The sequence below is a fragment of the Caballeronia sp. INDeC2 genome (assembly GCF_023631325.1).
Lineage (GTDB): Bacteria > Pseudomonadota > Gammaproteobacteria > Burkholderiales > Burkholderiaceae > Caballeronia.
Map to the genome: position 1 here is coordinate 128,631 of NZ_JALQDG010000031.1, position 15,412 is coordinate 144,042.

Here is a 15,412-nt window from a genome sequence, read left to right on the forward strand (position 1 = left end):
GCTTTGATCTCTTCGTCCGATGCGTCGTTTCCTCGCTATCTTTGCCGCCCTTTCCGTTTCGCTGAGCGCAGCGCAACCCGCGCTCGCGCAGGAAAACCCGCTCGCCGCAAGCGATTCGGCCGCGCAAGCCGCAGCTCAATCGGCCGCTCAGCCCGACCCGAAGAGCGAGCAGGCGAGTCACAAGATTTCGGAAATGTTGACGCGAAAATTCGGCGTGGCGCGCGAAAAGGCGCAGACCATCGCGGCGGCGGTCATGTCGTCGGCGTCGAAATATTCGCTTCCGCCGGCGCTCTTGCTCGCCATTATCTCGATCGAATCGCGCTTCAAGGAAACGGCCAAGGGGCCGAACAATGCGACGGGTCTGATGCAAGTGGTGCCGTCGGCGCATAAAAAGCTCGTACGCAACGTGGACCTGACGGACCCGGAAGACAACATCGAAACCGGCTCGGCGATCCTGCACGGCTACGTGAAATCCGCTCAGGGCGATGTCGACGCCGCGCTGAAAAGCTACGGCGGTTCGCGCGCCTACGCCGAAAAGGTCAGCTTGCGTGTGAAAACGTTCGAACCGGCTGCATCCGTGGATGCGGCATCGGCGAACGGACAATAACAGTCACTTTCCTCGCGCGAATCCCGGCAAACCCAATAACGCGCGCCGCCGCCAGGCGGATGCCGCTTTCACGTCTCGATGACGCCGCGGCGATCGCACCCGCAAACGCGCTTACCTCGTTGCGCTTACTTCGTTCAGTAGGCCTTCTTGGTGCCGCTGCCATCCGACTTCGTTCCGCTCGAATTCATGTTGCCGTTATTCGGCGCGCTGCGCGTGGCGGCGCCCTGATCCTGGCTCATGCCGTTGGTGGAACCGTTGCTCATGCCGCTCTTCGCGCCGGTGCCGGTCGAGCCATCCGCCGCGCCGCCCATTCCGGCGCCGCCCATGCCTACGCCGCCGCCCTTGCCTCCCGCCGCCGAGCCGGAACCCGACGAACCATTGCCGCCCGCACCCGCCGAGCCGCCCGCAGCCGCGCCGCCGCCACCCGCGCCTCCACCACCCGCGCCTCCACCGCCGCCGCCGCCCGCTTGCGCGTAGACGCCGCCGGACAGGCCCATCACCAGCGCGGAAATCAGCAGTTTCTTCGTCATCGCATTCATTGCAAGTCTCCCAAGTGTGTGTGGCGGTCGTCGCACATTGGATGCAACGACCGTGTCCGCATCAGCGCAAGGGGCGTGCCGCGACTCGCACCGGATCAATAACCGCAGGGCACGTATGCGCCACGGTAGTTGTCGTAACAGTAGCCGGGCGGCTGCGCCGGTTGTGCGTAGACCGGTTGCGCGTACGCAGGTTGTTGATAGACGGGCTGCGCATACGTGGGCTGCGCATTCGCGACGGAGGTCACGAGCGCGCCGAGCACCGCGCCGCCGATCAACGCACCGACGATCGCGCCGCCATCGCCGCCGCCACGATGACCGCCGCCATGCCCATGCGCCGACGCCTGGCCCGCAGCCGACAAACTACCGATCATCAACAAGACAAATGCTGCGCGTTTCATGAGCTTCTCCATTCCCGTTGGCCGGGTTCATGGAGATTATCTTAAGCAGACAGCTAAGAAATAAGTGCAGCAGTTGGTAACCGCGCATTTCAACGATTACAAATGAGTCGACACAAAGGGCGCGAAAACCGATTTCGATTCGGATACCGAATTACCTTAAGTCACGGTTACAAATCGAATCGAATACGTGAATCGATACGGCTTTTTAGCCGAACCGGTAAAGCTGATCACAACAACCTCTGCAACCCGGCCGCTTTTACCGGACGCAGTTTCATTTGCTCGCCACTGGTTACTGTTTGTCACCAGAACGCTGTCAACTAGTTCGACGCACGCGGCGTTTTCATCGTCAACGCGGCGCATTGCGCGCCACGTGTCCTCGAAGAAAAGACCAAGGGAGTTTCAAACCATGAAGAAGATCGTCGCTGCTCTCGCATCCGCCATGCTCGTTACTACCGTTTTCGCGCAAACCGCCGCAACCGATACGGGCAAAGCGCAAATGAAGGCAAACAACGAAAAAGCCGAGGCTCAGGCGAGCGCGAACAAGAAGAAGGCCGAAGCACAGCACGATGCCGCGAAGGCGCAGGCATCGGCGAACGAGGACAAGGCATCGGCGCAAGCCGACGCCAACAAGGAAGCCGCGAAGGTAGCGCAGGCGACCACGCCGGAACAGGCTTCCGACGCCCGCGGTGATGCCACCAAGGCACAGGCGAAAGCCAACAAGAAGAAGCACGCTGCGCAAACCAAGGCCGACAAAAAGAAGCAGGATGCAGCGAAGGATGCCAACGTGGCGCAAGCGAAGGCCGATAAGGAAAAAGTCGAGGCGCAAAGCGACGCCAACAAGACGGCCGCCGATGCGAAGGTGGACGCGGCGAAGAAGTAAGGGAGGCCAGCGTCATCGCATCGCGCACTGGGCATTGTCTGTCGACATACCAGTGCGTTCGGTTCAGGCGAGTCTTCGGGCTCGCCTTTTTGCATCACTTCGATCGAACGATTCCGCTCGACTAAAGGAAACGCTCTACTTGCCGATGTCGGCGTGCGGCTTATCATTCGTGAAATAAAAACACGAAGGAGACGCCCGACATGCGCACGCTGACCGATCAGTTATCGCGGTACGCCGAATATCATCGCGACAGGCGCAACATCGCCACGCACTTCGTCGGCATTCCGCTCATCGTGCTCGCGATCGCCGCATTGCTGAGCCGTCCCGCATGGCCCGTATTGTCGGGCTCATTCCTGCTCACGCCCGCCTGGGTGCTGTTCGCGCTCGCCACGCTCTACTATCTCTGGCTCGATGTGCCGCTCGGTATCGGCATGGGTGTCGTGTCCGTGCTGAGCGCGGCGTTCGGGCAGTGGGCCGCGTCGCAAAGCACGTGGAGCTGGCTTGCGATCGGCTTGGGGATGTTCGTGACCGGCTGGGTGTTTCAGTTCATCGGGCACGTGCGCTATGAGCATCGCAAGCCGGCTTTTGTCGACGATATCGTCGGCTTGTTGATCGGGCCGCTCTTCATTCTCGTCGAGCTCATGTTCGGCCTCGGCCTCATGCGCGATCTGCACGATGCCATCGAAACGCGCGCCGCGCGCTGATCAGTCCACACGCTCGATTTCCTCCGCGACGGTCTCGTGCTCGACGCTCGCGTGATGCTCGCTCATCGGCAATGCGTGCTTGTGCGAGCGCTCGCGCATCAGAAGGCGCGCGCTGTGCACACCGGTCAGCACGACGGCGATCCAGATCGGCACGTAGGTTCCGAGTTGCCGCGCGGAAAACGGCTCGCCGAGCAACAGCACAGCGACGCCGACCAGCAGCACCGGTTCCACGTATCCGAGAATGCCGAAGAGCGCGATCGGCAGATGACGGCTCGCGCGCAGATACGACGCCAGCGCGATCGTGCTCAGCGCGCCGAGTCCCGGCAAGAGCAGCAAGCCGAGACGCGGTTCGCCGACGACCTCCGCAATCGAGCCTCGCACGATCAGCATGATCGCGGCGACGGGCGCGATCAGCATGATTTCGACGGCGAACGAGACGAGCGGATCGGCATTGAGCCGGCGACGCAGCACGAAGTACGGCGGATAGCCGAGCATCACGACGAGCGTCGGCCACGCGAACGCATGCGTGATGACGAGCTCGTGCGCGACGCCCACGGCTGCCGCGGCGACGCCCGCCCACTGGAAACCGTCGAGACGCTCGCCGTAATGGAAGCGGCCGAGCAGCACCATCGCGAGGGGAAGAAGGAAATAGCCGAGCGATACTTCGAGCGCGCGCCCGTGCAGCGGCGCCCAGAGAAATATCCACAACTGCAGGCCGAGCAGCGCGGCGGCGACGGCGGACATCAGCAAGAGATGCGGCGTTTCAGCGAGCCTCGCGACGAGCGCGCATAATTGCGGCCAGCGCTTGCGCAGCGCGACGAGCGCGAGCGCACCCGGCAATGTCCACACGATACGCCACGCGAAGATGTCGAGCCCGTCGAGCGGCGCGAGCCATTTCGTATAGCCGGACGTGAGCGCGAAGAGCGCGGAAGCGGCGACGGACAGCGCGATGCCGCGCCCCAGGTCATGCTGATTCATCGATAAAGGCGCAGCGCGCTGAAGGTGAATGCAAGCCGAACGAAACATGAACGCGCATTTTAAACGCAGCGCGCGCGCCATTTTCAAAAGCCGCTTCGATCCATGTTCCAGATGTGCCCGTTTTTTGCTTCCTTCACGCTTCGCATTTCGGCATGAACTCCACCGCGTGATCGCTGTCACTTGCGGTTGTCTTTAGCCGGTCACGTTGATCGGCGACTCTTGCCGGTCCGGCTTCGCTGCCGGTCCGGTCCCGAAGTCCGGGCGGTGCCGCGTACGAACACGCGCCGCCCACGTCATTGCATCCGCAGCAAAACACGCCGTGCCGTCAGTTTCGACGATGGCACGCGAAGAAAACGCCGCATCGATGGAGACGTCATGACTCAACCTGCCCTGTCGCCCCGCTTTTCCAACGCCTTCGCAGAGGCCGTGCACGTAGGACTCAGCAAGCGTCCGCAGAAAGAATTGCCTTCGATGTATCTGTATGACGAAGTCGGCTCGGCCCTCTTCGAAGTGATCACCGCCTTGCCCGAATACGGCGTGACGCGCGCCGAAGAGCGCGTGCTGAAGGACCATGCGACGGACATCGTCGCGGCTCTGTCGGGCGATATCCAGGTCGCCGAACTCGGCAGCGGCAGCGGCCGCAAGACGCGCCGCATTCTGGAGGCGCTGTGTAAAAAGCAGCCCACCGCTTACCATCCGATTGAAATTTCTCGCACTGCCTTGCAGTTGTGCCGGCGCGAATTGAGCGACATCGAACGCGTGTCGATCGTCGGGCACGAGCGCGATTACCTCGCGGGATTGTCGGAAGTGAGCTCGAAGCGCAAGGACGGCGAACGGCTGCTCGTGCTGTTTCTCGGCAGCACCATCGGCAATTTCGCGCGGCTCGCGGCGACGAAGTTTCTGCGCTCGATTCGCGGCATGCTCCAGCCCGGCGACGCGCTCTTGCTCGGCACCGATCTCATCAAGCCGCTGCCGGTGCTCATCGCCGCGTACGACGATCCGATCGGCGTCACGGCCGCGTTCAATCTGAACATGCTTGCGCGCATCAATCGCGAACTCGCCGGCGACTTTCCGCTCGATGCCTTCGAGCATGTCGCGCGCTTCAATCCGGATGCGCGCAGCATAGAAATGCATTTGCGTGCGAAGCGTGCGCTGTCCGTGCGCGTGCGCGGCGCGGACCTGCACGTCGATTTCCGCGAAGGCGAAACGATCTGGACGGAAAGCAGCCACAAGTACGCGGCCGACGAAGTCGCGCCGATCGCCGCCGATGCGGGCTTCGAATGCACGCATCAGTGGCGCGACGAGGAATGGCAGTTCGCGGAGAGCTTGCTGGTCGCGCGATGATTCAGTGCTGCTCGAAGCGCTCGTAACGCTTCTCGATGTCGCGCTCTTCGCTATGAAACTCGGTGACGCGGGCATGCGGCGGCCCGCGTCGCAGCCATTCGAGCATCAGATCGACCTGATTGGCCGCGCCCTGCACGATCGCTTCGACGGAGCCGTCGTCGAGATTGGCGACCCAGCCGCGCACGCCGAGCGCATGCGCCTTTCTGACCGTGTAATGCCTGAAGCCGACGCCCTGCACGACGCCGCGCACCCGCACGTAATAGGTTTCGATTCTCGTATCCAGATCCGGGCCTGGCATCGTGCTTTCTCCTTTCAGACGTCCATACGCCGCATTGTAGACACGCTCGTCAACTCAGACGGAAAGGCTGCGCCATGTCCGCGCGCTCGCCCGAACGCGGATGCGGCACGCGCGGCAGCGTCACTTCGAACACCGTGCCGGATTCGATCGACGAGCGCACCGTGACGTCGCCCCCGTGCATCTGCGCGATTTCGCGCGTGATGTAGAGCCCGAGACCCAGGCCGCTCGATTCATGCTGCCGCCGGCCCGAGCGATACGGCGCGAAGATCGTCGGCAGGACGTCTGCGGGAATCTCGCCCGCGTTGTGCACGGCGATGGTCACTTCGTCCGCGTTGCCGTCGAGGCGCACCTGAATCGCCGAGCCTGCCAGACCGTGTTGCAGCGCGTTGCCGATGAGATTCGAGAACACTTGCGAGAGCAGATCGCCGTCGCCCTGCAAGAGCGTATCTCCCTGACGCAGAACGAAGATGCGTCCCTGGCCGACGCGCGCCTCGTATTCGTCGACGATATTCTTCGCGAGCGTCATCAACTCCACCGCGCGCGGCTGCAACGTGACGCGCCCGCCGCGCAGACGCGCGAGGTTCAGCAACTGATCGACCATGCGCACCATGCGCATGCCGCTCGACTTGATGCGCGTGCCGATGTTCGCGACGTTCTCATCCTCCACGAAACGCGCGAGATATTCCGCCGACGCGATCACCGCCGACAGCGGCGTGCGCAGATCGTGGCCGAGCACGGCCATCAGCATCTCGTTCGCATCGAGCAGTTGCTGCACGGTCGAGAGTTGCGTCGCGAGTTGCTGCTTCTGGCGCTCGATCTGGATGAACACATCGACCTTCGAGTTGAGGATGCGCGAATCGAAGGGCTTGTAGAGAAAATCCACCGCCCCCGCTTCATAGCCGCGGAAGGTGCGGCTCGCGTCCTGCGCCGTCGCCGTGAGAAAGATGATCGGCACGTGCGCGGTGCGCGGGCTGCCGCGCATCAGCTCGGCGAGTTCGAAGCCGTCCATGCCGGGCATGTTGACGTCGAGAATCGCGAGCGCGACCTCGTGCTTGAGCAGCAGCTCGAGCGCGGCCGGTCCCGATTCGGCTTTCAGCACCGACAGATCCGGCCGCGCGAGCGACGCTTCGAGCGCGGTGATGTTGTTGCGGATGTCGTCGACGATCAGCACGTGGATGGGTTGCGTCATCTGGTGACTCCTTGCCTTGCTTCCTTCATTGCCTGTAGCCGATGCATTGCGTGAGCCGCATCGCCATGTGATCCAGCGTGAGCACTTCGTTCACCGCGCCCTGCGCGATGGCCGCGAGCGGCATCGCGGGCGCGGTCGCCGTCGCGGGGTCCTGCGCCCAGCACGCGCCGCCCGCGTCGCGGATCGCGCGTGCGCCGCGCGCGCCGTCGTCGTTCGCGCCCGACAGCACGATGCCGAGCAGCCGCTCGCCATACGCGTGCGCCGCCGATTCGAACAGCACATCCACCGACGGCCGCGAAAAGCGCACCGGCGGATCGACGGACAGCGCGATCGCGGGCGCCCTGCCGTCTTCCGCCTCGACGAGCATGTGATAGCCCGGCGGCGCGAAATACACGGTGCCCGGCGCGATCTCGTCCTTGTCGAACGGCTCCTCGATAGCAAGCGCGCAGCGCGAAGCGAACAATCCGGGCAAGAGGCTCGGCTGCCCCTGACGCACATGCACCACGACGAGCACGGGCGGCGCGAACGCCTTCGGCAAGCCGGGCAGCAACTGATTGAGCGCCTCGACGCCGCCCGCCGATGCGCCGATCACGACTGCCCCGATGCGGTCCGCGTCGAACATCGTCACACCTTCTGATAAAGCCGCTCGCGCGGATTGAAGTCCGCGAAACGGTCTGCGTACGTGGAAAAGCGCAGGCTCTCCTTGCTGCCGAGACCGAGGAACCCACGCCGCACGAGCGAATCGCTGAAGAGGCCGAGGGCGCGATCCTGCAACGCGCGATCGAAATAGATCAGCACATTGCGGCACGACACGAGATGCGCTTCGAGAAACACGCTGTCGGTCGCGAGACTGTGATCCGCGAACACGACGCGCGACTTGAGCGTCTGCGAGAACTTCGCCGCGCCGTAGGCCGCGTGATAGTAGTCCGACAGCGAGCGCTTGCCGCCTGCCGCCAGATAGTTCTGGCTGAAGCCCGCCATGCGCTCCAGCGGATAAATGCCGCTCTCCGCCTGACGCAATGCCTCGGCGTTGATGTCGGTTGCATAGAACACGGTGCGATCCGCGATCTTCTCTTCGGCGAAGAGCACCGCGAGCGACCACAGTTCCTCGCCGCTGCTGCATCCCGCGACCCAAACCTTGATCGACGGATACGTCTGCAGAATCGGCACGACCTGCTCGCGGATCGCGCGGAAATACTGCGGGTCGCGGAACATCTCGCTCACCTGCACCGTGAGGTACTGAAAGAGCCGCGCGAACAGCGACGGGTCGCGCAGAATGCGCTCCTGAAGATGCGAGAGCGTCGGCAGGCCGAAATCGTGCACGGCCTGCGCGAGCCTGCGCCTCAGCGAACTCACGGAGTAATGCCGGAAGTCGTGCTGATAGCGCAGGTAGATCGCTTCCAGAATCAGCTTGAGTTCGATATCGAACGTCGCTTCTTCGTCGTGGCGGCCTTCATTCATCTGAGAGGTGGCTCCGTTCATCGCTGGCGCAACCATACGCGGCACAGCGACACGAGCTTATCCACGTCGATGGGCTTCGATATGTAATCGTCCGCACCCGCTTCGAGACATTTCTGGCGATCGCTCGGCATCGCCTTCGCGGTCAGCGCGATGATCGGCAGGCGCGCGAATTCCGTGCGCTTGCGGATTTCGGTCATCGCGGTGAGGCCGTCCATCTCGGGCATCATCACGTCCATCAGCACGAGGTCGATGTCGCCGCGGCGCGCGAGCGCTTCGAGCGCCTCGCGTCCGTTGCGCGCGATTTCGAGCGTGGCGCCGAGCGGCTCGATCACGCGCGAGAGCGCGAAGATGTTGCGCACGTCGTCTTCGGCGAGAAGGATCGTGCGGCCCTCGAACACGTCGTCGCGCTGGCGCGCCGCGCGCAGCATGCGCTGCTGCTCGGGCGGCAGCGCGCTTTCCACGCTATGCAGGAACAGCGTGACTTCGTCGAGCAGACGCTCCGGCGATTTCGCTCCCTTGATGATGATCGATTTCGAGTAGCGGCGCAGGCGCTGCTCCTCTTCCTGCGACAGCAGCCGTCCCGTATAGACGATGACCGGCGGCGACGCCTGCCCGCCTTGCGCCGACACGCGTTCGAGCAGTTCGTAGCCGGAGCCGTCGGGCAGCGCGAGATCCATCACGACGCAATCGAACGGCGCGCGCTGCATTTCCTCGATGGCTTCCGCGATCGAACCCGCCTCCACGATGCCGACCGTCTCGCTCGCGAGCAGCGCGTGAATGCTCTGGCGCAGCGCCGGATCGTCCTCGACGACGAGCACGCGGCGCATGCCTTGCGCCGAGCGCGCTTCGAGCTTGCGGATCGCGCGGGCGAGATCGTCGCGCGCGCTCGGCTTCAGCGTATAGCCGATCGCGCCCAGATGCAGCGCGACATCGGCGTGATCGGTGGCGGAGACGACGTGAATCGGGATGTGGCGCGTGAGCGGATCGTGCTTGAGCCATTCGAGCACCGTGAGACCCGACTGATCCGGCAAACCGATGTCGAGCAGAATCCCGTTCGGCTGGAGCGAGCGCGCGAGTTCGACGCCTTGCGTCGCCGTGGCGGCGTGGACGCAGTCGAAGTCGAGTTCGTGCGCGAGATCGTAGAGAATGCCGGCGAACGGCTGATCGTCCTCGATGACGAGGATCACGCGATCCGGACGCTTGCGATCGGCGCGATCGTCGGCGATCGCCATGGGCTCGGGCATCGCGACGGGCGGCTGAACGGGCGGCGGCTCCACCGGCGCGGAAGTGGACACAGGCGCGGGCGCGGCGGCCGGCGCCGGCTCGCTCACGGGGACGATCGTATCGAGCTTCGCGGTGACGGTGCCTTCGCGCACGGCGATCGGCAGCGTCACCGAAAACACGCTGCCCTGCCCGAGTTCGCTCGACACGGACACCGAGCCGCCGAGCAGTCGCGAAAACTCTCGCGAAATCGACAGCCCGAGGCCGCTGCCGCCGTATTTGCGGCTCGTGGTGCCGTCGGCTTGCTGGAAGGCCTGGAAAATCATGTCCTGCTTCTCGCGCGCGATGCCGATGCCCGTGTCGCGCACATCGAAACGCAGCGCATTGTCGCCCGCGCGCTCGACCGCGACCGTCACGCTGCCGCGCTCGGTGAACTTGAACGCGTTCGACAGCAGATTGCGCAGCACTTGCAAGAGCCGCTGACTGTCGGTGACGAAATACTGCGGCACGTTCTCGCCGTGCTCGGTGACGAATTCGACGCCCTTGCTCCCGGCGACGGGCGCAAAGGACTGCCGCAGCGTCTGCAAAATCGAATCGACGGAAGTGGGCGCGAACTGCACGTCCATCTGTCCCGCCTCGACCTTCGACAGATCGAGAATGTCGTTGATGAGCGAAAGCAGATCGCTGTTCGACGAATGGATCGTCGCCGCGTAGCGCACCTGCTCGTCGGTCAGGTTGCCTTGCTTGTTGTCCTGCAGGAGTTTCGCGAGAATCAGCGAGCTGTTGAGCGGGGTGCGCAATTCGTGCGACATGTTCGCGAGGAACTCCGACTTGTACTGGCTCGCGCGCTCCATTTCCAGCGCGTTCGCGGTCAGTTCCTGCTGCGCCTGCAAGAGTTCGGCCTTCTGCCGCTCGAGATGCTGCGTATGCTCTTCGAGCTGCACGTTGGTCTGTTCGAGCTCCGCCTGCTGCTGTTCGAGCCGCGCCTGCGAATCCTGCAACGCGCGGCCGCGCTCTTCGAGTTCCTCGTTCGACACGCGCAGCTCTTCCTGCTGCACCTGCAATTCCTCGCTCTGGCGCTGCGTTTCTTCGAGCAGTTCGACGAGACGCGCCCGATAACGCGCCGAACGCAGCGCCATGCCGATCGGTTCCGACGCCATGTCGAGCAGCGCGCGGGCATCGTCGAAATGTCCTTCGTTGCCGACGAAGCCGAGCTCGATCGCGCCCGCGATATCGCCATCGGCGAAAAGCGGCGCGATCAGCACGCGCGAGGCCGTCGCCGACCCGAGCGCGGAACCGGCCTTCAGATAATGCGATGATGCGTCGCGCAGTTCGAGCACGCGCGCTTCCTCGATCGCCTGGCCGACGAGCCCTTCGCCGCGCGCGATCTTCGCCGGCGCGCCGCCCTCGTCCGGCAGCGCCCACGCCGCGACGCGCACGAGAACGTCGCCTTCGAGCGCGTAGACGACGCCGACTTTCGCTTCCACGTACGGAATGATCGAACGCAGGATGCTCACGCCGATCGAAGCCGGTGACTGCTCGCCGCGCAGTTTGACGCCGAACTGGACGATGCCCTGTTGCAGCCAGGTCGTGCGTTGTACGGCCAGCCGCGATTTGATATATAGATGCGCCACCGCCGCGAGCACGAAGAGCACGACGATGCCCATCAAGCGGTTGATCTGGAGCACGTCGCGGCTCGTATTCGGATCGGCCGTGGAGAGTGCGTATCCTGCGATCATCAGCGCGGCCGATACGCCCGCGGTGACGATCGGCACCGACGGCCGGTCGGCCCAGACGCACAGCACGACCGGCAGCATGTAGAAGATCCAGATGGCGACGCGCATCGGCGTGAGCACATCGATGCCGAACACGACGGCGAGCGCGAGCCCGATGGCGGGGTAGATCCAGGAGCTGAGTTTTCGAGTGTCTTGAGGCATCGTCCACCGGTTCTGTTCATGTTTTGCGCGGGCCACGCGCCGGCAGCAGGCACGGACCTTAGCATGAGCCGCAAGCCCTTGTCACATCGGGCTTGGCAGCCGATCGACGCATGGCTTTTCTGCGCGGCAGTTGTTACGACGACGGCCGCGCCAGTGTTTTCAACGAGGTAAGAATGACTGATTTTTCCGGCTCTCGCGTGCTCGTCACCGGCGCCTCGGGTTTCGTCGGGTCCGCGGTCGCGCGGCTCGCCATCGAACGCGGTTTCGACGTGCGCGTGCTCGTGCGTAAGACGAGCCCGCGCAAGAACGTCGAATCGCTGAATGCGGAGATCGTCGTCGGCGACATGCGCGACGAAGCGTCGATGCGCGCCGCGCTCAAGGGCGTGCGCTTCCTCTTCCACGTCGCGGCCGATTACCGCATCTGGGCGCCCGACCCGAGCGAGATCGAGCGCGCGAATCTCGAAGGCACCGAGGCGACGATGCGCGCGGCGCTGGCCGAAGGCGTCGAACGCATCGTTTATACCAGCAGCGTCGCGACCTTGAAGGTGACGAGTTCGGGCGTGATCGTCGACGAGACGAAGCCGTCGGACCCGGCGAGCACGATCGGCGCGTACAAGCGCAGCAAGGTGCTTGCCGAACGCGCCGTCGAGCGCATGGTCGCGCAGAACGCGCTGCCCGCGGTGATCGTGAATCCGTCGACGCCGATCGGCCCGCGCGACGTGCGTCCGACACCAACCGGGCGCATCATCGTCGAAGCGGCGACGGGCAAGATTCCCGCCTTCGTCGATACGGGCCTGAACCTCGTCCATGTCGACGACGTCGCGAACGGACACTTTCTCGCGCTCGAACGCGGCAACATCGGCGAGCGATATATCCTCGGCGGCGAGAATCTGCCCTTGCAGCAGATGCTCGCGGACATCGCCGGGTTCGTCGGGCGCAAGCCGCCGACCATCAAACTGCCGCGCGGGCCGCTCTTTCCGCTCGCGATCGGCGCGGAATTGTTCGCGAAGGTCAGCGGCAAGGAGCCGTTCGTGACCGTCGATGCGCTGCGCATGTCGAAGAACAAGATGTACTTCACGTCGGCGAAGGCCGAACGCGAACTGGGCTACACCGCGCGGCCGTATCGCGAAGGATTGAAGGATGCGCTCGACTGGTTCCGGGCGAACGGGTATCTCGCAAGATGAAGCGCGGAATCATTTCGTGAAACGCTCCCGTTCACGCAACAGCGCGCGGATTCCCAACTCTTGTATAAGACTCGAAAAAAGTTAAGTTGTTGATATAGCATGAAAAACGTCCGTTTTGGCCGTTCGCGTACGGCGAAATTCACACGCGCGCCCTGCAAAAATCAGGCAGAATAGCGGTCTGTTGCCGGAGGGGTGCCGAGGCCGGCGGTTTTTTCCAACCTGTTTTCGGATGTCGAGACAAGCGATGAGTAATCAGCAACCCACCATCATCTACACCCTGACCGACGAAGCTCCGCTGCTCGCGACCAGCGCCTTTCTGCCGATCGTCCGTGCCTTCACCGCGCCGGCGGGCGTGAATGTCGTGACGAGCGACATCTCCGTTGCCGCGCGCATCCTGGGCGAATTCCCCGAATATCTGACTGAAGAGCAGAAGGTCCCCGACAACCTCGCCGAGCTCGGCCGCCTCACGCAGCTCGACGACACCAACATCATCAAGCTGCCGAACATCAGCGCGTCTTTGCACCAGTTGACGAGCGCGATCAAGGAGCTTCAGTCGAAAGGCTACAAGCTGCCCGACTACCCCGAGGAGCCTAAGAACGACGAAGAGCAAGCCATTCGCGCGCGCTACGGAAAGTGCCTCGGCTCGGCCGTGAACCCGGTTCTGCGCGAAGGCAACTCGGACCGCCGCGCGCCGCTCGCCGTGAAGAACTACGCGAAGAAGCATCCGCACAGCATGGCCGAGTGGAGCATGGCTTCGCGCACGCACGTCGCGCACATGAAGCATGGCGACTTCTATCACGGCGAAAAGTCGATCACGAACGACAAAGCTCGTGAAGTGCGCATGGAACTCGTCACGAAGCGCGGCGAGACCATCGTGCTGAAGCCGAAGGTCAAGCTGCAGGAAGGCGAGATCGTCGACAGCATGTTCATGAGCAAGAAGGCGCTCGTCGAGTTTTACGAAGAGCAGATGGAAGACGCGCGCAAGACGGGCGTCATGCTGTCGCTGCACGTGAAGGCGACCATGATGAAGGTCTCGCACCCGATCGTCTTCGGCCACGCCGTCAAGGTGTTCTACAAAGACGCGTTCGCCAAGCACGCGAAGCTCTTCGAAGAACTCGGCATCAACGTGAACAACGGCCTCGTCGATCTGTACACGAAGATCGAGACGCTGCCGGAATCGCAGCGCGATGAAGTCATCCGCGACATGCACGCGTGCCACGAGCACCGCCCGGCGCTCGCGATGGTCGATTCGGCCAAGGGCATCTCGAACCTGCATGCGCCGAACGACGTGATCGTCGACGCTTCCATGCCCGCGATGATCCGCGCGGGCGGCAAGATGTGGGGCGCCGACGGCCGTCCCCAAGACACGAAATGCCTGATTCCGGAAAGCACGTTCGCGCGCATCTATCAGGAGATCATCAATTTCTGCAAGACCAACGGCGCGTTCGATCCCAAGACCATGGGCACGGTGCCGAACGTCGGCCTGATGGCGCAGAAGGCCGAAGAATACGGCTCGCACGACAAGACCTTCGAGATCGCGGAAGACGGCACGGCGCGCATCGTCGACAACGCGACGAACGAAGTCATCGAACGGCTTACGCAGGAAGTCGAGAAGGGCGACATCTGGCGCATGTGCCTCGTGAAGGACGCGCCGATCCGCGACTGGGTGAAGCTCGCCGTCACGCGCGTAAAGAACTCGGGCACGCCGGCGGTGTTCTGGCTCGACCCGTATCGTCCGCACGAAGCCGAGCTCATCAAGAAGGTCGAGACGTACCTGAAGGACTACGACACCACGGGTCTCGACATCCAGATCATGTCGCAAGTGCGCGCGATGCGTTACACGCTCGAGCGCGTGATCCGCGGCATGGACACGATCTCGGTCACCGGCAACATCCTGCGCGACTATCTGACCGACCTGTTCCCGATCATGGAACTCGGCACGAGCGCGAAGATGCTGTCGATCGTTCCGCTGATGGCGGGCGGCGGCCTGTACGAAACGGGCGCAGGCGGCTCGGCGCCGAAGCACGTGCAGCAGCTCGTGCAGGAGAACCATCTGCGCTGGGATTCGCTCGGCGAATTCCTCGCGTTGGCGGTGTCGCTCGAAGAGCTCGGCATCAAGAACGACAACGCGCGTGCGAAGCTCGTCGCGAAGGCGCTCGACGCCGCAACGGGCAAGCTGCTCGACAACAACAAGAGCCCGTCGCCGAAGACCGGCCAGCTCGACAATCGCGGCAGCCAGTTCTATCTCGCGATGTACTGGGCGCAGGAGCTCGCGTCGCAGACGGACGACAAGGAACTCGCCGCACTGTTCGCGCCGCTCGCGAAGACGCTCGCCGAGAACGAGCAGAAGATCGTCGACGAACTCGCCGCCGTGCAGGGCAATGCGGCGGATATCGGCGGCTACTACAAGCCGGACGAGAAGAAGCTCGAAGCGGTGATGCGTCCGAGCAAGACGCTCAACGCGGCGCTCGCGGAAGTGAGCGCGAAGTAACGTGGTGCGGGCGCGTGATGCGCGCCCCGACCGACCGGCATCTCTTCGGGGATGCCGGTTTTGTTTTTGAGCCCCGTATCGCGCTATGCCGACGTCAGCATAGAAGAAATCTGTCGTGTAATCCGCACGTTCGGTGCATTTGGTTACAACCTGTGCCGACCTCGCCAAATTCGAGCGGGTA

Annotated in this window: 14 protein-coding genes; 6 read left to right on the forward strand and 8 right to left on the reverse strand. The window is 63.5% G+C overall.

Going from position 1 to position 15,412, the window contains the following annotated elements; genetic code table 11:
- Positions 1-19 precede the first annotated feature (19 nt).
- Positions 20-607, forward strand: coding sequence for a transglycosylase SLT domain-containing protein (locus NCS28_RS20890; RefSeq protein ID WP_350029804.1), 588 nt, complete (start codon positions 20-22; stop codon positions 605-607).
- A 134-nt stretch (positions 608-741) separates the two neighbouring features.
- On the opposite strand, the gene NCS28_RS20895 is transcribed toward NCS28_RS20890, so the two are convergent.
- Positions 742-1,146 (reverse strand): hypothetical protein, encoded by a 405-nt coding sequence (locus NCS28_RS20895; RefSeq protein WP_250515671.1) that lies wholly within the window; start codon positions 1,144-1,146, stop codon positions 742-744.
- A gap of 95 nt (positions 1,147-1,241) precedes the next feature.
- Positions 1,242-1,544, reverse strand: a complete 303-nt coding sequence (locus tag NCS28_RS20900) for a hypothetical protein (RefSeq protein ID WP_250515672.1) — start codon at positions 1,542-1,544, stop codon at positions 1,242-1,244.
- Positions 1,545-1,731: 187 nt separating this feature from the next.
- Between NCS28_RS20900 and NCS28_RS20905 the strand changes: the two genes are divergently transcribed.
- Together NCS28_RS20905 and NCS28_RS20910 are read left to right on the forward strand one after the other, a co-directional pair.
- Positions 1,732-2,424 (forward strand): hypothetical protein, encoded by a 693-nt coding sequence (locus NCS28_RS20905; RefSeq protein WP_250515673.1) that lies wholly within the window; start codon positions 1,732-1,734, stop codon positions 2,422-2,424.
- A 200-nt stretch (positions 2,425-2,624) separates the two neighbouring features.
- Positions 2,625-3,128 (forward strand): Mpo1 family 2-hydroxy fatty acid dioxygenase, encoded by a 504-nt coding sequence (locus NCS28_RS20910; protein WP_250515674.1) that lies wholly within the window; start codon positions 2,625-2,627, stop codon positions 3,126-3,128.
- Here the strand turns inward: NCS28_RS20910 and rarD are convergent, their stop codons facing one another.
- A complete protein-coding gene (rarD, locus tag NCS28_RS20915; RefSeq protein ID WP_250515675.1) occupies positions 3,129-4,106 on the reverse strand; it encodes an EamA family transporter RarD in 978 nt (325 codons plus the stop codon).
- 375 nt (positions 4,107-4,481) lie between these two features.
- Here rarD and egtD point away from each other — a divergent pair, with 375 nt between their 5' ends.
- Complete coding sequence (gene egtD / locus NCS28_RS20920) at positions 4,482-5,450, forward strand: L-histidine N(alpha)-methyltransferase (protein WP_250515676.1); 969 nt, start codon at positions 4,482-4,484, stop codon at positions 5,448-5,450.
- Position 5,451: 1 nt separating this feature from the next.
- Here egtD and NCS28_RS20925 read toward each other — a convergent pair whose 3' ends face one another.
- From NCS28_RS20925 to NCS28_RS20945, 5 genes are read right to left on the reverse strand one after another with little or no spacing between them, the layout of a single operon-like run.
- Positions 5,452-5,748 carry an acylphosphatase gene (locus tag NCS28_RS20925; protein WP_250515677.1) on the reverse strand — a complete coding sequence of 99 codons (297 nt, stop codon included), beginning with the start codon at positions 5,746-5,748 and terminating at the stop codon, positions 5,452-5,454.
- A gap of 49 nt (positions 5,749-5,797) precedes the next feature.
- Entirely contained in the window at positions 5,798-6,937 is a 1,140-nt protein-coding gene (locus NCS28_RS20930; RefSeq protein WP_250515678.1) for a hybrid sensor histidine kinase/response regulator, read from the reverse strand.
- A 25-nt stretch (positions 6,938-6,962) separates the two neighbouring features.
- The gene (locus tag NCS28_RS20935; RefSeq protein WP_250515679.1) at positions 6,963-7,559 is read right to left on the reverse strand and encodes a chemotaxis protein CheB; all 597 of its coding nucleotides are present in this window, start codon (positions 7,557-7,559) and stop codon (positions 6,963-6,965) included.
- A 2-nt stretch (positions 7,560-7,561) separates the two neighbouring features.
- Positions 7,562-8,398, reverse strand: a complete 837-nt coding sequence (locus tag NCS28_RS20940; protein WP_250515680.1) for a CheR family methyltransferase — start codon at positions 8,396-8,398, stop codon at positions 7,562-7,564.
- Positions 8,399-8,415: 17 nt separating this feature from the next.
- The gene (locus NCS28_RS20945) at positions 8,416-11,556 is read right to left on the reverse strand and encodes a hybrid sensor histidine kinase/response regulator (RefSeq protein WP_250515681.1); all 3,141 of its coding nucleotides are present in this window, start codon (positions 11,554-11,556) and stop codon (positions 8,416-8,418) included.
- 173 nt (positions 11,557-11,729) lie between these two features.
- Between NCS28_RS20945 and hpnA the strand changes: the two genes are divergently transcribed.
- Together hpnA and NCS28_RS20955 are read left to right on the forward strand one after the other, a co-directional pair.
- Complete coding sequence (hpnA, locus tag NCS28_RS20950; RefSeq protein ID WP_250515682.1) at positions 11,730-12,740, forward strand: hopanoid-associated sugar epimerase; 1,011 nt, start codon at positions 11,730-11,732, stop codon at positions 12,738-12,740.
- A 244-nt stretch (positions 12,741-12,984) separates the two neighbouring features.
- Positions 12,985-15,231 (forward strand): NADP-dependent isocitrate dehydrogenase, encoded by a 2,247-nt coding sequence (locus tag NCS28_RS20955; RefSeq protein ID WP_250515683.1) that lies wholly within the window; start codon positions 12,985-12,987, stop codon positions 15,229-15,231.
- Positions 15,232-15,412: the final 181 nt, after the last annotated feature.